The organism is Enterobacter sp. BNK-16, from assembly GCF_048684955.1.
In the GTDB taxonomy this organism is placed as follows: Bacteria; Pseudomonadota; Gammaproteobacteria; order Enterobacterales; family Enterobacteriaceae; genus Enterobacter; species Enterobacter bugandensis.
This window is the reverse complement of record NZ_JBLQTQ010000001.1, coordinates 1,389,414-1,411,398: the sequence shown is the minus strand read 5'-3', so window position 1 is coordinate 1,411,398 and position 21,985 is coordinate 1,389,414. Positions and strand designations below refer to the sequence as shown.

Here is a 21,985-nt window from a genome sequence, read left to right as displayed (position 1 = left end):
GCAGCGCCACCTGACGAAAAGTTTCCACCGTTGTAGAGGAAGAACCCCATGGATGTCATTAAAAAGAAGCACTGGTGGCAAAGCGACGCGCTGAAGTGGTCAGCGATCGGTCTGCTGTGTCTGCTGGTGGGTTACCTTGTTGTTTTAATGTACGTACAAGGGGAATATCTGTTCGCCATCATGACGCTGATCTTAAGCTCTGCTGGCCTGTATATTTTCGCCAACCGTAAAGCCTATGCCTGGCGCTATGTCTACCCGGGCGTGGCCGGGATGGGGCTGTTTGTCCTGTTCCCGCTAATCTGCACCATCGCCATTGCGTTCACCAACTACAGCAGCACCAACCAACTCGCGCAGGAGCGCGCCACTCAGGTGCTTCTGGATCGCTCTTATCAGGCAGGTAAAACCTTCAACTTCGGCCTGTATCCTGCAGGTGACGAGTGGAAGTTAGCGCTCACTGACGGTGAGAGCGGCAAAAACTATCTTTCCGACGCGTTCAAATTTGGCGGCGAGCAGAAGCTGGTCTTAAAAGAGGCCGCGGCCCTGCCGGAGGGTGAACGTGCGAACCTGCGTATCATTACCCAGAATCGCCAGGCGCTGACCCAGCTCACCGCCGTGCTGCCCGATGAAAGCAAAGTGACCATGAGCTCGCTGCGCCAGTTCTCCGGCACGCAGCCGCTATATACCCTGGCGGACGACGGCACGCTGACCAACAACCAGAGCGGCGTGAAGTACCGTCCGAATAACGACATTGGTTTCTATCAGTCTATAACGGCCGATGGCAAATGGGGTGATGACAAGCTCAGCCCTGGCTATACCGTCACCATCGGCTGGGACAACTTTACCCGCGTGTTTACCGACGAAGGTATCCAGAAACCGTTCTTCGCCATCTTCGTCTGGACGGTGGTCTTCTCGGTGCTGACGGTGATCCTGACCGTTGCCGTAGGCATGGTGCTGGCCTGCCTCGTGCAGTGGGAGTCCCTGAAAGGCAAAGCGATTTACCGCGTGCTGCTGATTCTGCCTTACGCCGTGCCGTCGTTTATCTCGATTCTGATTTTCAAAGGGCTGTTTAACCAGAGCTTCGGTGAAATCAACATGATGCTGAGCGCGCTGTTCGGTATCAAACCGGCCTGGTTCAGCGACCCGACCACCGCCCGCTCGATGATTATCATCGTCAACACCTGGCTGGGCTATCCGTACATGATGATCCTGTGCATGGGGCTGTTGAAGGCGATTCCGGACGATCTGTATGAAGCCTCGGCGATGGACGGCGCGGGTCCGTTCCAGAACTTCTTTAAAATTACGCTGCCGCTGCTTATTAAGCCGCTGACGCCGCTGATGATTGCCAGCTTCGCCTTTAACTTTAACAACTTCGTGCTGATTCAGCTGTTGACCAACGGCGGCCCGGACCGTCTTGGCACCACCACGCCAGCAGGCTATACCGACCTGCTCGTGAGCTACACCTACCGTATCGCCTTTGAAGGCGGCGGCGGCCAGGACTTTGGTCTGGCGGCGGCGATTGCCACCCTGATCTTCCTGCTGGTTGGCGCTCTGGCGATTGTGAACCTGAAAGCCACACGTATGAAATTTGACTAAGGAGGGCACTGAACATGGCAATGGTACAACCCAAATCTCAGAAGCTGCGCCTCCTCGCGACGCACTTAGGCCTGCTGATTTTCATCGCGGCCATCATGTTCCCGCTGCTGATGGTTATCGCCATCTCCCTGCGCTCGGGTAACTTTGCGACCGGGAGCCTGATCCCGGATGAAATCTCCTGGGAGCACTGGAAGCTCGCGCTGGGCTTCAGCGTGGAGCACGCCGATGGCCGCGTCACCCCGCCGCCGTTCCCGGTGCTGCTGTGGCTGTGGAACTCGGTGAAGGTAGCAACCATCACCGCGATCGGCATCGTGACGCTCTCCACCACCTGTGCTTATGCCTTCGCCCGCATGCGTTTCCCGGGCAAAGCAACGCTGCTGAAAGGCATGCTGATTTTCCAGATGTTCCCGGCGGTGCTGTCGCTGGTGGCGCTGTACGCCCTGTTTGACCGTCTCGGCCAGTACGTGCCGTTTATTGGCCTGAATACCCACGGCGGCGTGATCTTCGCCTATCTCGGCGGTATTGCCCTGCACGTGTGGACCATCAAAGGCTATTTCGAAACCATCGACGGCTCGCTGGAAGAGGCGGCGTCGCTGGATGGCGCTACCCCGTGGCAGGCGTTCCGTCTGGTGCTGCTGCCGCTGTCCGTGCCGATTCTGGCGGTGGTGTTTATCCTGTCGTTTATCGCGGCGATCACCGAAGTACCGGTCGCCTCACTGTTACTGCGCGATGTGAACAGCTACACCCTGGCCGTAGGTATGCAGCAATACCTCAACCCGCAAAACTACCTGTGGGGCGACTTTGCCGCGGCGGCCGTACTGTCTGCCATCCCGATTACCGTGGTGTTCCTGCTGGCCCAGCGCTGGCTGGTGAATGGCCTGACGGCGGGCGGCGTGAAAGGTTAAGTTTCATCTGTTATGCCACTGCAACCCTCAACTTTAGACGTATTGTATTGACCCAACTTGTGACTGTTGTTAGGCGGCCTCCGGGCCGCCATTTTTTTATTCCCGTTTCAGCCGCTTCGAGTTACACAGCCAGAGGGTGATCACCAGCAGCAGGATCGCCGCCGAGTAGATCAGCACGTCGAGCGGGGATTTATGATCGACGATGATCAGCCGCACAATGGCGGTGATGCCAATGTAAACAAAATAGCGCAGCGGGAAGTGAAAGCCGGACTGGAAGTACTTCACAATCAGGGCGATAAATTCAAAGTAGAGAAAGTAGACCACCAGGCCTTCCACCAGCGCATATTTGCTGGTTTGCTCAGGGGCGAACAGCACATCCGCCAGATGCACCGTCTCTTTGCCGAGAAAGACGACCAGGATCAGGCCAAGGCTCAGCAGACCGAGGTTCAGCACGGTCTGGAGTATCGTTGAGATAAACTCAACGCGCGGGCGAGTCAGGGATGTCATACAGCACCTCATTCTCCAGGACGAGATTCCTGTATAACGCAAAAATGTGACGGGGATCTATATTTTTTGTTTATGTTTGGCGCATTCGCCCGCTGGCGCTGCGCTTACCAGGCCTACAAAAACCGTAGGCCGGGCAAACGCAGTGCCGCCCGGTGTGAAGCATCAGCGGAAGTTAATGTTCTTATCGCTGGTCATGTCGTACAGCTGGAACTTACGCCCAAGCTGCTGACCACCGTCACGCGTCAGCGGCGTCCAGCCTACTGCCGCACGGCTGCGAGTCGGACCGGATGAGAACAGATCCAGCGGAATCGACACGTAAACCCCTTTGGTGAAGTCCCCTTCCCCGTACTCGTCCGGCGAGACGTTGGTGATGGTGGCGTAGCCCCCCACCACGACGCCGCTGTCGAAGTGTTTGGAGATATCCAGCGTGCCGCCCTTGTCGCCCGCCAGATACTGGCCGACGCTGGCTTTCACCAGCACGTCCTGCGCGAACGAAGGCGTCCAGTAGGCGGTCAGGTGGCCGGTTTTGACGCTGTAGTCGGTGAACTTCATCATGTCCTGCGCGCTGCGCCAGTCACGCTGCTTAACGTAGTTGGCATCAATCCCGAACGCCCAGTTGCTGTCGACGGGACGATACAGCACCTCCGCCCCCGCGCCGCCGAACATAGTCTCCAGGTAGCCTCCGTAAACCTGGCCGTAGAAGCCGTTGCCGAAGTACTGGAAGTAGTTGGCCTGCAGGTTATTCACGTAGACATCGTTCTGCACGTATTCACGCACGCGGGTACGCACGCGCGGCAGCTTCGAGTCGTTCGGCGGGTTCGTGTAGTTAAACTTGTCGTAATTGTTCGCAATGTTGCCGAACAGGCTGCCGGTGGTCAGCAGGTGGTCGGTGACCCACAGATCCGCCGTCGCCATCGCACCCAGCTGATACATGTAGAAGTTTTCCGGCCCGCCGACGGACTGGTTCAGTACCGGATCGATATGGAAATCAAAGCGCGATTTATCGATATACCAGCCCTGCTCGGTGGTTTCCGGCACGATCGGCTCTACGCGTTTTTGCACCAGCTCGGTTTCATGCCCGAGCGGTTCGCCTTCAAGATGGCGCTTGAGGCTGGCGACATCGGTTTCGGTGGTGACCTGCGGCAGATTCAGGCGGTTCTCCGTCACGCGGATCGTGCGGATCCCGTCCGGGAGATCGTTCATCACGATCCGGTTGGCGCGTTCGATCCCTTCCCGCGAGTCGCGGTATTTCACCTGCTCGCCGGTGACGTACAGCGTATCGCCTTTCACCTGAATTTTCGGATCGGCCAGACCGGCGTTGTATTTCAACAGCGTCAGCTGGTTTGCCACCACGGAGTGCTGCAGAATCGCATCCTGCGGCTCCGGCCGGTAGGCAGGCCGCGCGTTATCGTTGTAGTGCGGCCGCATGTCGTTAAAGTTAGTGCGCAGCGTGAAGCCAAACATCACCGTGTTGCCGCGCTCGTAGCTGAGGTTAACGTCGGCCCAGTCGGTGACGCGATAAATGGCGCCGACGTTAAACTTGCTCTTCTGCTCAATCTTCCCGGCGAAGTCCTGCGAGTAGTCGTTCCCTTCGTACTCCAGCTTCAGGCGCAGCGGCTGCCACGGCGTCTGGTATTCCACACCACCGAACAGCGAGGCCGGGCCGTGGAACATCTGGTCGCCGTTGATGGAACCGGCTTTCTTGTAGCTGTTATCGCGGTAGCAGTATTTATCGCTGTAGGTACAGAACGGGTTTTTAACGTTGCCGCTGGTGCCGAGATAGCCCCAGCCAAGACCGAGAGAAAAATCAAACGGTCCCCAGGCCTTGCTGGCCACGATGTATTCCGCGTCGAACAGGCCGGTACCGCCGATATCTTTTGCACCCACGGAGACCTGCGGCATCCAGTAGCTCTCTTCCCACAGGCGCAGTTTGACGTCGAAGGCTTTATCTTTGTAGGTCTGATCGCCGGAGAAGGCGTCGACGCTGCTGTATTGTTTCGTACGCACGTCGGTGTAGCGCAGCGTGGTTTCAAGCCACGGGAAAAGCTGTACGGAGGCGGAATAGTAGCGATACTGGTCGTTATCGCGGTAGTTCAGGCTAATTTCCCCTTCACGCGCCATGCGCGCGGTAGGCGTTTGCAGTAAACCGACGCCGCCGAAGTCTGACTGAGACGGGCCAACAGGTGCCGGATACGTTTCTGCATGGCAGGCGGCGCTTACGCAGAGCGCCAGCATGCTGTAGACATAGGTTCTTTTCATTCTTCCGGTATCCGCTGTGTCAGGGAGTGAAGGATATCGGCGTTAAGCCCGTCATATGCCTTCGTCCAGAAATGGTCGGCAAAACCGACAAAAATGATGCTGCCCGGCATGGGTTCGATATGGCGTTTATTCCAGTACGCCACCGGCGCTTTTTGCGTATGCCCGTCTGGATAAATAATCCATGCGTAGCTGTTATCCGCGCCGCTCAGCAGGCTTTGTTCGTCGAGATAGCTCGCCACGTCGCGACCGGGCGTAAAGGGCTTTTTACCGGGGCTGCTGATAAGCCCCATCACGGTCACCGTCGTCGGCTTTACCGGAAGCCAGAGGGTGTACTCCCCTTCAAGCGTGGGGTTGCCCTTTTCCGTGACGCGCACTTCATCTGGATCAAGATTGACTTTCTGGCGGCCTGTCACCTTCAGCGCCTGAAGCTGCTGGCGAACGCTGTTAATGGCCGCGGCATCGTCGCCGTCTTCCTGCTCCGCCAGGCTCGTCAGGCGGGCCAGCAGGGCACGGTGTTCCTGCTCCGCCTTAACCGTCGCCTGATGCTCGCCGATCACCGCTCCCGGCCACCAGCTGTTGGCAAGCCTTGGCTGCCCGACGAGATCGAGCAGATGCTCGGCGTTGGTTAAGGTTTTGGGTTTTTCACTGTCCGGCGTGTAGACCTTTACCGTTCCTGCAGACCACGCCAGCGGCGCGGCAAGGCTGGCGAGAAGCACAGCGTGGATGAGCGTTTTCATGATTTCGCCGCCTTGATCAGGGTGGTTTTCACCGGGAAGAAACCGGCACCGAGATACTGCAAGGACTGACGGATCTGCCCATCCTCGTCGATCCAGAAGCGGTTATGCCAGGTGGCCTGGTCGGTGGTGACCTCTTCATCCAATACGCGCACCTGAGTTTCGTCGCTGCCGACTTTCACGTTGTCCGTACCGTCCCAGCGGAAGGTGGAGCGGGCCGTGGCGTAGCGCACCTGCTTGTGCTCGGTCCAGCCCATCGTGCGCGTCCAGCTTGCGCCGTCGACGATCTGATTTGGCTTGATGAGCGGGTCTTCGGCGAGATTATTCACCTCGAGCAAGTTGTCGCCGCCGAGCAGCGTTTTCACAATTCGGGCATGCTGCGTGACGATGGTGGCCTGATCCTGCGTCACCCATTTCTGCTGCCCGTTTTCATCGAAAGCGAGCACCACAAACAGCTGCGGGCCATCGTTTAGCTGCATGTACTGGCTGGCGTACGGCATGTTCTGAAGTTCGTCATCGGTCAGATGAACGCCCGGCGTGCCGAACAGGCTTTCCCACAGTGAATGTCCCAGCCCTTTGGTGGTGGCTGAGCACGCCTGCAACAGCAGGCAAATCAGAATGATTGCAGGTCGCTTCACGACTCTTCTCCGAAGGGGCGAAATAACCACACCGAAGTGTGGTTATGATTAAAACACCCGGTATTACTGGGTGCTGGTTGTCGTAGTGGTCGTGGTTCCGGTATTGGAGCCATCACCGCCACCGGTTGCCGCCAGCGCGACACCCACGGCTGAACTTACGGTGCTGGTGCTGGCTGCGGTAGAACTTCCCGCAGACGCAGACGTCGCTGCCGACCCTGCTGCTTCCCCGACCTGGACCGGAGCTGCATAGACAGACGTCGCCGCAAGTGCAGATATGGCAAAAATGCCATACAGTACTTTCTTCATAACAATTTCCCTTCAATGAATGAATGGAGATTTGCCCGAAAAGAAATTCAGGCGGAATCGAGTATACACAACTACAGCAGAGGGTTTACCGTGGGGGGAAATAGGGGGACGGTTTTCGGACTAATGGATAAAACAGAAACGAAAAACAAATATTTGAAATAAATAATCGATAAAAATCAATAAATTATAATATATCCTTATTATCTTAGCTCTGCGTATTTTCTTAAAATAAACCGCAGCAATTAGCAGGTTAACCGCCTTTTTCAGATTAAACTCAGAGTCAGAATTTGAGTTAACTAACAGACATCAGGAATTATCCGATAAAAAAATGCCGGCATATCGCCGGCATTTTTCATGACATATTAATTACGCACGCCATGCTTTATAACGGTTAATCAAACCATTGGTGGAGCTGTCGTGGCTGTCGATGGCTTTATCGTTACCCAGCTCTGGCAGAATGCGGTTTGCCAGCTGTTTGCCCAGCTCAACGCCCCACTGGTCAAAGGTGAAGATGTTCAGGATCGCGCCCTGGGTGAAGATCTTGTGCTCGTACAGCGCAATCAGCGCGCCCAGGCTGAACGGGGTGATTTCGCGCAGCAGGATGGAGTTGGTTGGACGGTTGCCTTCGAACACTTTGAACGGCACAACGTGCTCCAGCGTGGCCGGATCTTTACCCTGGTCACGGTATTCCTGCTCAACCACTTCGCGGGATTTACCGAACGCCAGCGCTTCGGTCTGTGCGAAGAAGTTAGACAACAGCTTCGTATGGTGGTCGGACAGCGGGTTGTGCGTGATCGCCGGGGCAATGAAATCGCACGGTACCATTTTGGTACCCTGGTGAATCAGCTGGTAGAACGCATGCTGGCCGTTGGTGCCCGGCTCGCCCCAGATGATCGGGCCAGTCTGGTAATCCACCGCGTTGCCGTTACGGTCAACGTACTTACCGTTGGATTCCATGTTGCCCTGCTGGAAGTAGGCCGCAAAACGGTGCATGTACTGGTCGTATGGCAGGATCGCTTCGGTTTCAGCGCCGAAGAAGTTGTTGTACCAGATCCCGATCAGCGCCAGCAGCACCGGCAGGTTTTTCTCAGGCGCGGTGGTGGAGAAGTGTTTGTCCATCGCATGCGCGCCGGAGAGCAGCTCAACGAAGTTGTCGAAGCCTACGGACAGGATGATGGACAGACCGATTGCAGACCACAGAGAGTAGCGGCCGCCAACCCAGTCCCAGAACTCGAACATGTTCGCCGTATCGATGCCAAACTCGCCTACCGCTTTACCGTTGGTGGAGAGCGCCGCAAAGTGTTTCGCCACGTGCTTTTCGTCGCCCGCGGTTTTCAGGAACCAGTCACGCGCGCTGTGGGCGTTGGTCATGGTTTCCTGGGTGGTAAAGGTTTTAGACGCCACCAGGAACAGGGTGGTTTCCGGGTTCACGTTTTTCAGCACTTCGGCGATGTGGGTACCATCGACGTTAGAGACAAAGTGCATGTTGAGGTGGTTTTTGTACGGGCGCAGGGCTTCGGTCACCATGAACGGGCCGAGGTCAGAGCCGCCGATACCGATGTTAACCACGTCGGTGATCGCTTTGCCGGTGTAGCCTTTCCAGCTGCCGGAGATGATCGCTTCAGAGAAGGTTTTCATCTTTTCCAGCACCGCGTTTACTTCCGGCATAACATCTTTGCCGTCAACGATGATTGGCGTATTGCTACGGTTGCGCAGCGCCACGTGCAGCACGGCACGGTCTTCGGTGCGGTTGATCTTCTCACCGGAGAACATGGATTTGATGGCGTCGGCCAGCTCGGTCTCTTTCGCCAGATCCTGCAGTTTTGCCAGCGTCTCTTCGGTAATGCGGTTCTTGGAGAAATCCACCAGCATGAGGTCATCGAAGGTCGCGGAGAACTTAGTGAAACGATCGGCATCTTTCGCGAACAGATCCGCGATGGTGACGTCTTTCATTTCATCATAATGTTTCTGGAGTGCCTGCCAGGCAGCGGTCTGCGTTGGGTTGATGTTTTTCATTAGCAATACTCTTCTGATTTGAGAATTGTGACTGCGGTCGATTGTAGCGCCTGCAAATAAAAATTGTGATGGTTTTTATGCCATTGCCCTGGTCTGCATCAAACGCAGGTGAAAAGACCCGAAAAGTATAGCTGCTGTCGAGCCCTTCCGGCGTGGCGAAATGTCGGTCAAAAGGGGGTAAAAAGGAGCATAAAATATGGGCCTGTTATAAGTCCTGTTTCTCAGGGGTACCCCCCCATAAAAAATCCGCATAATCCCAGCATTGACAGGACCTCCCCCGCATTTTATTTATAGGGCCGTATTTTGCGCCTGCACCTGTTTTCGTTTCATTCTTGTGCCAAGGTCGCTTATTCATTCCCTGACACGAGGTTGTTATGACGAGTTTTGTGGTCGCCAAGTTTGGCGGCACCAGTGTGGCCGATTACGATGCCATGAACCGCAGCGCCGATGTGGTGCTGGCCGATCCGAATACCCGCCTGGTGGTGCTCTCTGCATCCGCCGGCGTGACGAACCTGCTGGTTTCTCTGTCTGAAGGACTGGAAGCGACAGAACGTTTCGTGAAGCTGGATGCACTGCGCAAAATTCAGTTCGACATTCTTGAACGTCTGCAAAACCCGAACGTGATCCGCGAAGAAGTGGAGCGCCTGCTGGAAAATATCACCACCCTGGCAGAAGCGGCGTCACTGGCAACCTCCACCGCCCTGACCGATGAACTGGTCAGCCACGGTGAATTGATGTCTACCCTGCTGTTTGTTGAAATTATGCGCGAGCGTAACGTTCAGGCGCAGTGGTTTGACGTGCGTAAAGTGATGCGCACCAGCGATCGTTTTGGGCGCGCCGAACCGGACGTTGAGATGCTGGCCGAGCTCACCAACCAGCAGCTGGTGCCGCGCCTGGCAGAAGGCATGGTGATCACCCAGGGCTTTATCGGCAGCGAAGCGAAAGGACGCACGACCACGCTTGGCCGTGGCGGCAGCGATTACACCGCCGCGCTGCTGGGCGAAGCCCTGCACGCAACGCGCGTGGATATCTGGACTGACGTGCCGGGTATTTACACTACCGACCCGCGCGTGGTGTCTGCGGCAAAACGTATTGATGTGATTGCCTTTGAAGAAGCGGCTGAAATGGCCACCTTCGGTGCAAAAGTGCTGCATCCGGCAACGCTGCTGCCTGCCGTGCGCAGCGATATTCCGGTCTTCGTTGGCTCGAGTAAAGATCCAAAAGCGGGCGGGACGCTGGTCTGCAAGAAAACCGAGAACCCGCCGCTGTTCCGCGCGCTGGCCCTGCGCCGCCGCCAGACGCTGGTCACGCTGCACAGCCACAACATGCTGCACTCCCGCGGCTTCCTGGCGGAAGTGTTTGGCATCCTCGCGCGCCATAACATCTCTGTAGATTTGATTACCACCTCCGAAGTGAGCATTGCGCTGACGCTGGACACCACCGGCTCCACCTCCACCGGTGACACCCTGCTGACGCAGTCGCTGCTGATTGAGCTGTCTGAGCTGTGCCGCGTGGAGGTCGAAGAAGACCTGGCGCTGGTGGCCATCATCGGTAACAAGCTGTCTCGCGCCTGCGGCGTGGGCAAAGAGGTGTTCGGCGTGCTTGACCCGTTCAACATCCGCATGATCTGCTACGGTGCCTCCAGCTATAACCTTTGCTTCCTGGTCCCTGCCGATCAGGCCGAGCAGGTGGTGCAGAAACTTCATCAGAATTTGTTTGAATAAAATTCGTTAGCACGATAAACAATACCTATAAGCCGGGCACAGACCCGGCTTTTTCATAACTAAACAACACGACAATACTGCAAGGAATTCACTATGTTATCCGTTATCACCCGGCTGTTCCCGCTATGGGCGCTGCTGCTCTCCGTACTCGCGTATTACACCCCTACCACCTTCACGGGTATTGGTCCGTGGGTCACCACGCTGCTGATGCTGATTATGTTCGGCATGGGCGTGCACCTGAAAATCGACGATTTTAAACGCGTGCTGTCGCGCCCGGCGCCGGTGGCTGCAGGGATATTCCTGCACTACCTGGTGATGCCGCTCGCGGCCTGGCTGCTGGCGATGGCCTTTAAGATGCCGCCGGACCTTTCCGCCGGGATGGTGCTGGTGGGCAGCGTCGCCAGCGGTACGGCATCTAACGTGATGATCTATCTGGCGAAAGGTGACGTGGCACTCTCCGTGACCATCTCTTCGGTATCCACGCTGGTGGGCGTGATTGCCACACCGCTGTTAACCCGCCTGTACGTGGACGCACATATTCAGGTGGATGTGATGGGCATGCTGCTCAGCATTCTGCAGATTGTGGTGATCCCGATTGCGCTGGGGCTGGTCATTCACCATCTGTTCCCGCGCGTGGTGAAAGCGGTTGAGCCGTACCTGCCCGCGTTTTCGATGGTCTGCATTCTGGCGATCATCAGCGCCGTGGTGGCTGGTTCCGCGTCGCACATTGCCTCGGTGGGCTTTGTGGTGATCGTCGCGGTGGTGCTGCACAACACCATCGGCCTGCTGGGCGGATACTGGGGCGGGAAGCTGTTTGGCTTTGACGAGTCCACCTGCCGCACGCTGGCAATCGAGGTAGGCATGCAGAACTCCGGCCTGGCAGCGGCGCTGGGTAAAATTTACTTCTCACCGCTGGCGGCCCTGCCGGGCGCGCTGTTCTCCGTCTGGCACAACCTGTCCGGCTCGCTGCTGGCGGGCTACTGGTCCGGTAAGCCGATTGATGAGCAACCGAAAAAAGATGCGCTGAAACAGGGTTAATTAACCCGGCTTGCTTTACACTGGAGCCTCCCCATCAGGAGGCTTCAGCAATGGCTACACCACGATTGACCCAGAAAGACATGACGGAAGCCGAGCAGCGCGAACTGAAAACGCTTCTCGACCGCGCCCGCATCGCACATGGCCGCACGCTGACGAACGCCGAAACCAATCAGGTTAAAAAAGAGTACATCGACAAGCTGATGGCGCAACGTGAGGCTGCGGCGAAAAAAGCCCGCAAGCTGAAAAAAGAGCAGGCTTATAAGCCGGATGCAGAGGCGACCTTTTCCTGGTCCGCCAATACATCAACCCGTGGAAGGCGCTAATCAGCGCCCTTTCTTTTTGCGACCCGGCTGGGTAAAGCGTTTTCCGTTACCCGGCTTGCCCCGCCCTTTCTCTTCCGCCTGCGGTGCCTTCACCACCGGACGTTTAATCGCCTGCGTTTTCGGCTTCGCTTTAGCTTTCGGCTTCGCTTCGGACGAGGAGTTTTCGATAAGCTTGAACAGCTCGATCAGCTCGTCGTCCGTTAAGTCACGCCACTCGCCCAGCGGGATCCCGGACAGGCTGACGTTCATGATGCGCGTACGTTCCAGCTTCGTCACTTCATAACCAAAATACTCGCACATGCGTCGGATCTGGCGGTTTAAGCCCTGCACCAGGGTAATGCGGAAGGCAAACGGCGCTTCTTTTTTGACCTTGCACTTCTTCGTCACGGTGCCCAGAATCGGCACGCCTGCGCCCATCCCGCGAATGAACTCGTCCGTCACCGGCTTGTTCACCGTAACGATATACTCTTTCTCGTGGTCGTTACCGGCACGCAGAATTTTGTTCACCAGGTCGCCGTGGTTGGTAAGGAAAATCAGCCCCTGAGAGTCTTTATCCAGGCGACCAATCGGGAAGATACGGCTGCTGTGGTTAACGAAATCAACGATGTTGTCCCGCTCGCCGTCTTCCGTGGTGCTGACAATCCCAACCGGTTTGTTCAACGCGATAAACACCAGGTCTTCAGCATCACGCGGTTCAATGAGCTGACCATTCACTTTAACCACGTCGCCAGGGACCACCTGGTCACCAATCGTGGCGCGTTTGCCGTTAAGAAACACGTTACCCTGTTCAATGTAACGGTCAGCCTCGCGACGTGAGCAGATCCCGCTCTCGCTAATGTATTTGTTTAATCGGGTTGATTGAGTTGGCAGCATAGTTTCTCCTGTGAAGGGCGAAATATACCTTAGGTATGGACTGGAAAAAAAGATTAGCCGACCGTAACTGAGACGGGTTTTCCAAGTTTACATAACATCATGATCAGCGTATCAAGGGTGAACTTACTGGTTTTGAGGTTCACGACATCAGACACGCGGGGACGAGAGACGTTTAGCCTGGCGGCAGCGTCAGTCTGACGCAGTTTATTCTCCGCAATCCACGAGGAAATTTCCTGCATCAGTTGCCGCTTGATGGCAAGCAACTGCTCAACCTCTTTTTCGGCACTTTCGTGCAACTGTTTAGCTTCACTTTCTTCAAAACCCAGCTCAGCAAAAATGTTCGTTTCTGAAGCTGTCACATGCCGAATTTTTGTATCAACGCGTCTTCCCATTTTCATCCTCTCCGAGCATCAAGCACCGCCTGAAAACGTGCCTTTGCTATGTGTATTTATCATGGCCTGATGTCCGCTGCGTTTTCTTCTTAAAGCAATGCAGTACGTAAACAGCATCCTCATAACGAGCCAAATAGATGATTCGGTATGCGCCCGTGTCACCGCGTAGCCGTATCTCTGCAACGCCTTTGCCAATCTCTGAGATCGGCTTCCAGTCTGCCGCCTCTAATCCAGCCTGTAATCGATGTAGCTGATACCCTGCTTCCCGCCGGATTTCCTCCGGGAAGCCGAGCAAATCATCGAAGGCACTCCCCATCCATGCAATGGGTCTCATTGCTGGTTTTTCTGACAGCATACCACATCCCTGTATAAAATTTTATACATAAAAGATTACATTGTCTCACGCCACAGGTCTGCTTATGACCTGTGGCGTGACGTTACGTTTTCAGTAGAGTTTGGTCACGCCTCATGGAGAGGATCTGCGAGGCGCTTTCAGAGATTAATACTCATCCCGCTCGTCATCTTCATCCGGCTGTTCCATCACGCTGTAGGCCACCGCGCAGAACAGCGAGTTAAGACGCTTCATATCTCCCAGCAGCCCCAGATGGAGTGAGCTGGTCTCGATACTCTGCACGTTCTGCTGGTGCAGACGTTCAACGTGGGCGTGCGAGTATCGGCGGTTAAGAATGCGGAAGCGATGCTTGTTGCGGCGCAGGCGGCGCGCGCTCGGTACGTCGCTGGAGAAGAACACCGACATCGCCAGCTTCAGGTTGCTCACCAGCTTTTCGTGCAGCGCTTCCAGCTCCTTCAGCCCTTCCACGGAGAACGCCCGACGCGCGGCCAGGGATTTGTCCGCGATTTCGCTGCCCATACGCTCAACGATGTCCGAGGCCTGCTCAAGGTTAAGCGACATCTCAATGATTTCCGCCCAGCGGCGGGACTCCTCTTCCGCCAGTTCGTCCTGCGGGATACGCGCCAGATAGAGCTTGATGGCGGTATACAGCACGTTGATGTCGTCCGCCAGCCTGCGCAGCTCTTTTTCCTCGCGCGGCTCGCCGTGCATCACCTTTTTCAGCCCTTCGAGCATGGTTTCCATCGCGTCGCCCATGCGCAGCGTTTCGCGGGCGGCGTTGGCGATGGCCAGCGCGGGGGTGTCCAGCACGGAGGTATCCAGATGCTTCGGCTTAAGGCGCGCGTCCAGCTCCGGTTCATCACGGATAAGACGCTCGCAGAAGCGGGCCATCGGCGCGGCAAACGGCACCATCGCCAGGCAGCGCACCAGGTTATAGAAGACGTGGAAGTAGATCACCAGCTCCGCTTTCGGCAGCGGGAGGTTGTCCATCAGGTTTGCCAGCGGATGGACAAACGGCAGAATAATCAGGCTGCCCACCAGCTTAAACAGCAAACTCCCCAGCGCCACGCGACGGGCGGCAGCATTGGCCGCGCTGTTGTTAAGCATCGCCAGCAGGCCAGAGCCGAGGTTAGCGCCGATCACCAGACACAGCGCCACCGGGAAGGAGATCGCGCCCGCGGCGGTGAGCGTGGCCGTCAGCAGCACGGCGGCCAGGCTGGAGTAGCTGATGATGGCAAACACTGCCCCGATCAGCGCATCCAGCATGATGTCACCGGTCAGCGAGGCGAAGATGACCTGCACGCCGTTCGCCTGGGTGATAGGCGTCACCGCCTGCACAATCAGTTCCAGCGCCAGCAGAATCAGCCCGAGGCCAATGCCCACGCGGCCAAGCTGCCCGGCCCGGGTCTGCTTGCGGCCAAGGAAAAAGATCACACCGATGAAAATCAGCAGCGGCGACAGCCAGGAGAGATCGAACGTCAGGATACGCGCCATTAGCGCGGTACCGACGTCAGCACCCAGCACGATCACCAGCGCCGGGGCGAGCGCGACCAGATCCTGCGCCACGAACGAGGTGACGAGCATGGTGGTGGCATTGCTGCTTTGCACCAGCGCCGTGACGCCAATCCCCGCGCAGAAGGCGAGCGGCTTCTTCTCAACGCTGCCGCTGAGGACGGTACGTAAGCGCGCGCCGAACACGCGCATCACGCCGGTGCGGACAATATGGGTGCCCCATACGAGCAGTGCGACTGCCGAAAGCAGATGTAACAACGTCAGCACGGAAGTGGGTTCTCCTTATCGTTATAGATTTTATGATTAAGTATAAGGGTTTAAACGTAAGAAAGAGACAGGGCACCGTTGAGGTGCCCTGTTTGTTGTAAGGAAAAGTGACGTTAGTCCGCGTCGTAGCCTAAATTCGGTGCCAGCCAGCGCTCTACCTCAGACACGCTCATGCCTTTGCGCAGGGCGTAATCTTCGATCTGATCGCGCTGCAGCTGCGCCACGGCGAAGTACTTGCTGTCTGGATGACTGAAGTACCAGCCCGACACGGACGCGCCCGGCCACATAGCGAACGACTCGGTGAGCTTCATGCCGGTATGCGCTTCTACGTCCAGAAGTTTCCAGATAGTGCCTTTTTCGGTGTGTTCCGGACAGGCCGGATAGCCCGGCGCCGGACGAATCCCCTGGTAGTTTTCGCGGATCAGCTCCTCGTTGCTGAGGTTCTCATTCGCCGCGTAACCCCAGTACACCTTGCGTACGCGTTCGTGCAGGTATTCAGCAAAGGCTTCCGCCAGGCGGTCGGCAATCGCTTTCACCATGATCTTATTGTAATCATCGTGTTGCGCTTCAAACGCGTCCGCCAGGGCGTCTTCTTCCAGACCGCCGGTTACCGCAAAGGCGCCGATATAGTCAGCTTTCCCGCTCAGCTTCGGCGCAACGAAATCCGCCAGGCAGTAGTTGGCAAAGCCCACTTTTTCGGTTTGCTGCCGCAGGTGATGGCTCACGGCCAGCACGTGGGTGCGGGTTTCATCGCGATAGATTTCTACGTCGTCACCCACGCGGTTCGCCGGGAACAGCCCCACCACGCCGCGCGGGTTGAGGGTTTTCTCTGCGCTCAGCGTGTCCAGCATATCATTGGCGTCTTTAAACAGACGCTTCGCCTCTTCGCCTACGACTTCATCTTCGAGGATGCGCGGATATTTGCCCGCCAGCGACCAGGTCATAAAGAACGGCGTCCAGTCAATGTAGTTGCGCAGCGTCTCGATGCTGGCCGTCACGTCCTGCACGCCCAGACGATGCGCGACCGGCGGCGTATAGCTTGCCCAGTCAAAGGCCAGGTCGTTATCGCGTGCGGCAGCGAGCGTCACCGGCGGCGTGCGCGGTTTTTTGCGCCCGTGCTGTACGCGAACGGTTTCGTACTCCTGGCGAGTGCGCGCCACAAAATCGTCGCGCTGAGTCTCGGAGAGCAGTGCGGAAACCACGCCCACCGTGCGCGAGGCGTTCTGCACGTAAACCGTCGGTCCGCTGTAGTTCTGCTCGATCTTCACTGCCGTGTGCGCTTTCGAGGTGGTCGCCCCGCCAATCAGCAGCGGAATGGTGAAGCCCTGACGCTCCATCTCTTTTGCCACGTTGACCATTTCGTCGAGCGACGGCGTAATCAGGCCGGAGAGGCCAATCAGATCGGCGTTCACTTCGCGCGCGGTCTTGAGGATTTTATCCGCCGGAACCATCACGCCAAGGTCGATAATTTCGTAGTTATTACACTGCAACACCACGCCAACAATGTTTTTGCCGATGTCGTGCACGTCGCCCTTCACGGTGGCGATAACCATTTTACCGTTGCTGGAGCCTTTCTCTTTGCTGGCTTCGATGAAGGGTTCAAGATAAGCCACTGCCTGCTTCATGACGCGAGCGGATTTCACCACCTGCGGCAGGAACATCTTGCCCTCGCCGAACAGATCGCCGACCACGTTCATGCCGTCCATCAGCGGCCCTTCGATCACCTCAATCGGGCGGGCTGCCTGCTGACGCGCTTCCTCGGTGTCCTGCTCGATGAACTCGGTAATCCCTTTCACCAGCGAGTATTCCAGACGCTTTTTCACGTCCCAGGCGCGCCACTCGGCCTGCTGAACATTGGCCGATTCATCCGATTTACTGCCGCGGTATTTTTCCGCCAGGTCGAGCATGCGCTCGGTGGCGTCGTCGCGACGGTTGAGGATCACGTCCTCTACGGCATCGCGCAGTTCGGCAGGCAGATCGTCGTAAATCGCCAGCTGTCCGGCGTTGACGATACCCATGTCCATCCCATTGCGGATGGCGTAGTAGAGGAACACGGCGTGGATCGCCTCACGCACCGGGTCGTTGCCGCGGAACGAGAACGAGACGTTCGACACGCCGCCGGAGATCAGCGCATGCGGCAGCTCGCGCTTGATGTCTTCACACGCGCCGATAAAGTCCTGGGCGTAGTTGTTGTGCTCTTCGATGCCGGTCGCGACGGCAAAGATGTTCGGGTCGAAAATAATGTCTTCCGGCGGGAAGCCCACCTCTTCGGTCAGAATTTTGTACGCGCGGCGGCATATCTCAATTTTGCGCTCGCGGGTGTCGGCCTGGCCCACCTCATCGAAGGCCATCACCACCACGGCCGCACCGTAGCGGCGCACCATCTTCGCGTGGTGGATAAAGATATCCACGCCCTCTTTCATCGAGATGGAGTTAACGATGCCTTTGCCCTGAATGCACTTCAGCCCTTTTTCGATGACCTCCCACTTGGAGGAGTCAATCATGATCGGCACGCGGGCGATATCCGGCTCACCGGCAATCAGGTTGAGGAAACGCACCATCGCCGCTTCGGCGTCAAGCATCCCCTCGTCCATGTTGATATCGATAATCTGCGCCCCGCTTTCCACCTGCTGGCGGGCGACGTCCAGCGCTTCGCTGTACTTCTCTTCTTTGATCAGGCGCTTGAATTTAGCGGAACCAGTAACGTTGGTACGTTCACCCACGTTCACAAACAGGCTGTCGTCGCCGATGGTCAACGGCTCCAGGCCGGAAAGGCGACAGGCAACCGGCAGCTCGGGCAGCTTGCGCGGCGGCAGCCCGTCCACGGCGCGGCTCATGGCGGCGATGTGCTCCGGCGTGGTGCCGCAGCAGCCGCCGACGATGTTCAGGAAACCTGACTCGGCCCACTCGCGGATTTGCGCCGCCATGGTGTCAGCATCCAGATCGTACTCGCCAAACGCGTTCGGCAGACCGGCGTTCGGATGCGCGGTAACGTAGCATTCGGCGATGCGCGAAAGCTCCTGCACGTACTGGCGCAGTTCGTCTGGTCCCAGCGCGCAGTTCAGGCCGAAGGAGAGCGCGTCGGCGTGGCGCAGGGAGTTATAAAACGCTTCGGTTGTCTGGCCGGACAGGGTGCGGCCGGAGGCGTCGGTGATGGTGCCGGAGATCATGATCGGCAGGTCAACGCCCAGCGCCTCAAACTCCTCTTTCACCGCGTATATCGCGGCTTTGGCGTTGAGGGTATCGAACACCGTTTCAATCAGGATCAGGTCGGAGCCACCTTCCACCAGCGCTTTGGTCGATTCACGATACGCCGTAACCAGCTGGTCAAAGGTGATATTACGAAACGCCGGGTCGTTGACGTCCGGTGAAATCGACGCGGTGCGGTTGGTCGGGCCAAGCACCCCGGCAACGTAGCGCGGCTTGTCCGGCGTGCGGGCCGTCCACTCGTCGGCACAGGCGCGGGCGAGCCTGGCCGCCTCATAGTTGATCTCCGCCGACAGGGATTCCATCTGGTAATCCGCCATGGCGATGGTTGTCGAGTTGAAGGTGTTAGTTTCAACGATATCCGCACCCGCTTCAAAGTAGGCATTGTGGATATCCTTAATCACGGACGGCTTGCTGAGCACCAGCAGGTCGTTGTTTCCTTTCAGGTCGCAGGGCCAGTCGGCGAAGCGCTCGCCGCGGAAATCGTCTTCGCTCAGACGATAGCCCTGGATCATGGTGCCCATGCCGCCGTCCAGCACCAGAATTCGTTCATTTAACTGCGCACGCAGTTGCTCTACTTTGCTGCTCACACTTGCTCCCGACAACGCTCAACATGGCCAAAAGGCTGCGTTCCATACTGGCACAATCTCGCAGGGTGGAAAAGTCACGCCGCGGTAACATGAGACATGTTCACCATCACTCCTCCGATCAGTCAGGAAAGCGGTTGCAAATTTACCAAATAAAACGAAAATGATTTCCACGATACAGAAAAAGGAGATCGTCATGGTCGCGACCGTTCCCGCCAAACGCGGCAGAAAACCTGCCGCCACCGCCGCTGCACAACCCGGCGGACAGGTTCAATCCCTGACGCGCGGTCTGAAGCTGCTGGAGTGGATAGCCGAGTCGCACGGTAGCGTGGCCCTGACGGAGCTGGCCCAGCAGGCTGGCCTGCCGAACTCCACCACGCACCGCCTGCTGACCACCATGCAGCAGTTGGGTTTTGTCCGCCAGGTCGGCGAGCTGGGGCACTGGGCGGTGGGCGCGCATGCGTTTATCGTGGGCAGCAGCTTCCTGCAGAGCCGTAACCTGCTGGCGATTGTGCACCCGATCCTGCGCAAGCTGATGGAGGAGTCCGGCGAGACGGTGAACCTTGCCGTGCTTGACCAGAGCGACCACCAGGCGATTATCATCGACCAGGTGCAGTGCACGCAGCTGATGCGCATGTCCGCGCCGATTGGCGGCAAGCTGCCGATGCACGCCTCCGGGGCGGGGAAAGCGTTTCTCTCGCAGCTCAGCGAAGAGCAGGTGACGGGGCTGCTGCACCGTAAAGGGCTGCACACCTACACCCACGCCACGCTGGTGTCGCCGGTGCATCTGAAAGAAGATCTGGCGTTGACCCGCAAGCGCGGCTATTCGTTTGATGACGAAGAACATGCCCTTGGGCTGCGCTGCCTCGCGGCCTGTATTTTCGACGAACATCGCGAGCCGTTTGCTGCGATCTCCATCTCTGGCCCCATCTCACGTATGACCGACGACCGGGTGACCGAGCTGGGCGCGCTGGTGATTAAGGCCGCGAAAGAGGTGACGCTGGCGTACGGTGGGATTCGTTAAACCGCACACAAAACCGCTGCTTGCGGCGGTAAGCGTACACATCCTCCACGTGCCCATTTTTGATCCGCGTTTGTAGCCCGCGCCAGTAGCTGGCGTGGAACAGATCTTCATGCATTTCTTCAAATAACGGCCCGATGCGTGGGTCCGCACACAGCCAGTGGCGAAACTCCTCGGGAAACACATCGCGCGGCGAAACGCTGTACCACGGCTCGCTGGAGAGCTCATCCTCCGGGTAACGGGGCGGCGGGATATCGCGGAAGTTCACCTCGGTCATGTAGCAAATTTCATCGTAATCGTAGAACACCACCCGCCCGTGCCGGGTGACGCCGAAGTTTTTAAACAGCATATCGCCAGGGAAGATATTGGCGGCGGCGAGCTGGCGGATGGCGTTGCCGTACTCTTCGATGGCATCACGCAATGCCTGGCCCTCTGACTGTTCCAGCCAGATATTGAGCGGCACCATACGGCGCTCAATGTAAAGATGGCTAATCGCTATTTTATCGCCCAGATCGGTGATTTTCGTCGGCGCTTCCTGCATTAACAGCGACATAAGCGCCGGATCGATCTGCTGCTTATCCAGCACAAAGTTTTCAAACTCCTGGGTATCGGCCATTCGCCCGACGCGATCGTGCTCTTTTACCAGCTGATAGCAGGCGCGGACGTGCGCGGCGGTCATCTCTTTCTGCGGGGCGAATTTGTCTTTTATCACCTTAAAGACCCGGTCGAAGCCCGGCAGCGTGAAGACCAGCATCACCATGCCGCGGATACCTGGCGCTTCGATAAACTGCTCATCCGCCGCGGTGACATAGCGCAGGTATTCCCGGTAACTTTCCGTTTTGGCATGCTTCTGACAGCCAATCGCCATATACAACTCGGCGGTGGTTTTGCCCGGCAGGATCTCGCGCAGCCACTCCACCAGGGCGGCAGGCAGCGGGGCGTACACCATGAAATAGGATCGGGCGAAGCCAAACACGATGCTGGCCTCGGCGCTGGTGGTCAGGCAGGTATCGACAAACAGTTCGCCGTCGTCGGTACGGTGAATGGGCAACAGAAACGGCACAATGGCCGTCGGCGTAACCAGTTTGCCCACCAGCCAGGCGGCCTTATTCCGGTAGAACAGCTCGTTGGCCACCTGCACATGGCTGCGGCTGAGCACCTCCTCGCCGTAGGTTTCACGAAGATGCGCATGGATATAGCCGATATCCCGGAGCTTGTTCTCCCACGGCAGGCGCAGCGGCAAATCCGTTAAGATGCGATGCAGGAGCTTTTCCCACCCGCGATCGGGAAAGAAATCTTTCGCCAGCGGACGCGGAATGGTACGGAAGCGGCGCTCAGGCTGGGAGCTGAAGATAAATAACCGCTCAGGAGATAATGAGCGGTGGTCAAATAACCGGCAATAGACGGAGTTGAAAAAGCTCTCCGCAATCTCGAAGCGAGGGTAGTCGGGTAACAGATGGGTGTAATGCTCTTTCACGCGCAGTAAAAATGCCGCGTCCGGGCTTTTACCGTCGGTAATACAGCGCAGCTGCTCCACCACCAGACCCACATGGTGGTCATAGAGATGAATACGCTGCTTCATGGCCTGCTGAACCGCATGCCAGTCTGCATGTTCGAAGCGCTGCTGCGCGCCGGAGGTCACTTCCAGAAAACGACCATACTGGGCATCAAAGCCCTGCAGAATGGTTTGGGCAATCAGCAATTCCAGGCCACGCGACATATATTCCCCCT

At 57.3% G+C, this 21,985-nt stretch carries 18 protein-coding genes; 6 read left to right on the top strand and 12 right to left on the bottom strand.

Annotated elements, in window-relative coordinates; all coding sequences use genetic code 11:
• Positions 1 to 48: 48 nt before the first annotated feature.
• Both malF and malG read left to right on the top strand, forming a co-directional pair.
• Positions 49 to 1,593, top strand: coding sequence for a maltose ABC transporter permease MalF (gene malF / locus ACMGGH_RS06750; RefSeq protein ID WP_028015128.1), 1,545 nt, complete (start codon positions 49 to 51; stop codon positions 1,591 to 1,593).
• A 14-nt stretch (positions 1,594 to 1,607) separates the two neighbouring features.
• Entirely contained in the window at positions 1,608 to 2,498 is an 891-nt protein-coding gene (gene malG / locus ACMGGH_RS06745) for a maltose ABC transporter permease MalG (protein WP_006810496.1), read from the top strand.
• Positions 2,499 to 2,594: 96 nt separating this feature from the next.
• Here the strand turns inward: malG and psiE are convergent, their stop codons facing one another.
• From psiE to pgi, 6 genes are all read right to left on the bottom strand, one after another.
• Positions 2,595 to 3,005 (bottom strand): phosphate-starvation-inducible protein PsiE, encoded by a 411-nt coding sequence (psiE, locus tag ACMGGH_RS06740; RefSeq protein WP_000202963.1) that lies wholly within the window; start codon positions 3,003 to 3,005, stop codon positions 2,595 to 2,597.
• Between the two features lie 162 nt (positions 3,006 to 3,167).
• Positions 3,168 to 5,264 (bottom strand): YjbH domain-containing protein, encoded by a 2,097-nt coding sequence (locus ACMGGH_RS06735; RefSeq protein ID WP_232949028.1) that lies wholly within the window; start codon positions 5,262 to 5,264, stop codon positions 3,168 to 3,170.
• Positions 5,261 to 6,001: a capsule biosynthesis GfcC D2 domain-containing protein gene (locus ACMGGH_RS06730; protein WP_232949027.1), complete on the bottom strand. Its 741-nt coding sequence runs from the start codon at positions 5,999 to 6,001 to the stop codon at positions 5,261 to 5,263. Before ACMGGH_RS06730 ends, ACMGGH_RS06735 begins: the two co-directional genes overlap by 4 nt.
• On the bottom strand, positions 5,998 to 6,636 hold the full coding sequence (locus tag ACMGGH_RS06725; RefSeq protein ID WP_041911573.1) for a YjbF family lipoprotein: 639 nt from the start codon (positions 6,634 to 6,636) through the stop codon (positions 5,998 to 6,000). Before ACMGGH_RS06725 ends, ACMGGH_RS06730 begins: the two co-directional genes overlap by 4 nt.
• Before the next feature lie 63 nt (positions 6,637 to 6,699).
• Entirely contained in the window at positions 6,700 to 6,942 is a 243-nt protein-coding gene (gene yjbE, locus ACMGGH_RS06720; protein ID WP_013095034.1) for an exopolysaccharide production protein YjbE, read from the bottom strand.
• A 366-nt stretch (positions 6,943 to 7,308) separates the two neighbouring features.
• Complete coding sequence (gene pgi / locus ACMGGH_RS06715; protein ID WP_232949026.1) at positions 7,309 to 8,958, bottom strand: glucose-6-phosphate isomerase; 1,650 nt, start codon at positions 8,956 to 8,958, stop codon at positions 7,309 to 7,311.
• Positions 8,959 to 9,332: 374 nt separating this feature from the next.
• Between pgi and lysC the strand changes: the two genes are divergently transcribed.
• From lysC to ACMGGH_RS06700, 3 genes are all read left to right on the top strand, one after another.
• Positions 9,333 to 10,682, top strand: a complete 1,350-nt coding sequence (gene lysC / locus ACMGGH_RS06710) for a lysine-sensitive aspartokinase 3 (protein ID WP_232949025.1) — start codon at positions 9,333 to 9,335, stop codon at positions 10,680 to 10,682.
• A 93-nt stretch (positions 10,683 to 10,775) separates the two neighbouring features.
• Positions 10,776 to 11,720: a ketopantoate/pantoate/pantothenate transporter PanS gene (gene panS / locus ACMGGH_RS06705; protein WP_063943940.1), complete on the top strand. Its 945-nt coding sequence runs from the start codon at positions 10,776 to 10,778 to the stop codon at positions 11,718 to 11,720.
• A 50-nt stretch (positions 11,721 to 11,770) separates the two neighbouring features.
• Positions 11,771 to 12,043, top strand: coding sequence for a DUF3811 domain-containing protein (locus ACMGGH_RS06700; protein WP_003860346.1), 273 nt, complete (start codon positions 11,771 to 11,773; stop codon positions 12,041 to 12,043).
• Here ACMGGH_RS06700 and rluF read toward each other — a convergent pair whose 3' ends face one another.
• The 5 genes from rluF to metH form a co-directional block, all read right to left on the bottom strand.
• The gene (gene rluF / locus ACMGGH_RS06695; protein WP_047366837.1) at positions 12,044 to 12,916 is read right to left on the bottom strand and encodes a 23S rRNA pseudouridine(2604) synthase RluF; all 873 of its coding nucleotides are present in this window, start codon (positions 12,914 to 12,916) and stop codon (positions 12,044 to 12,046) included.
• Positions 12,917 to 12,969: 53 nt separating this feature from the next.
• Positions 12,970 to 13,308 carry a helix-turn-helix domain-containing protein gene (locus tag ACMGGH_RS06690; protein ID WP_032655712.1) on the bottom strand — a complete coding sequence of 113 codons (339 nt, stop codon included), beginning with the start codon at positions 13,306 to 13,308 and terminating at the stop codon, positions 12,970 to 12,972.
• 46 nt (positions 13,309 to 13,354) lie between these two features.
• Positions 13,355 to 13,663 carry a type II toxin-antitoxin system RelE/ParE family toxin gene (locus ACMGGH_RS06685; RefSeq protein WP_416172909.1) on the bottom strand — a complete coding sequence of 103 codons (309 nt, stop codon included), beginning with the start codon at positions 13,661 to 13,663 and terminating at the stop codon, positions 13,355 to 13,357.
• Between the two features lie 144 nt (positions 13,664 to 13,807).
• A complete protein-coding gene (locus ACMGGH_RS06680) occupies positions 13,808 to 15,439 on the bottom strand; it encodes a Na/Pi cotransporter family protein (RefSeq protein ID WP_041911578.1) in 1,632 nt (543 codons plus the stop codon).
• Positions 15,440 to 15,552: 113 nt separating this feature from the next.
• Positions 15,553 to 19,236 carry a methionine synthase gene (gene metH, locus ACMGGH_RS06675; RefSeq protein WP_232949024.1) on the bottom strand — a complete coding sequence of 1,228 codons (3,684 nt, stop codon included), beginning with the start codon at positions 19,234 to 19,236 and terminating at the stop codon, positions 15,553 to 15,555.
• 193 nt (positions 19,237 to 19,429) lie between these two features.
• Here metH and iclR point away from each other — a divergent pair, with 193 nt between their 5' ends.
• On the top strand, positions 19,430 to 20,257 hold the full coding sequence (gene iclR, locus ACMGGH_RS06670; RefSeq protein WP_420299084.1) for a glyoxylate bypass operon transcriptional repressor IclR: 828 nt from the start codon (positions 19,430 to 19,432) through the stop codon (positions 20,255 to 20,257).
• Here iclR and aceK read toward each other — a convergent pair.
• A complete protein-coding gene (gene aceK, locus ACMGGH_RS06665) occupies positions 20,211 to 21,974 on the bottom strand; it encodes a bifunctional isocitrate dehydrogenase kinase/phosphatase (RefSeq protein ID WP_232949023.1) in 1,764 nt (587 codons plus the stop codon). The genes iclR and aceK overlap by 47 nt on opposite strands.
• Between the last annotated feature and the right edge of the window lie 11 nt (positions 21,975 to 21,985).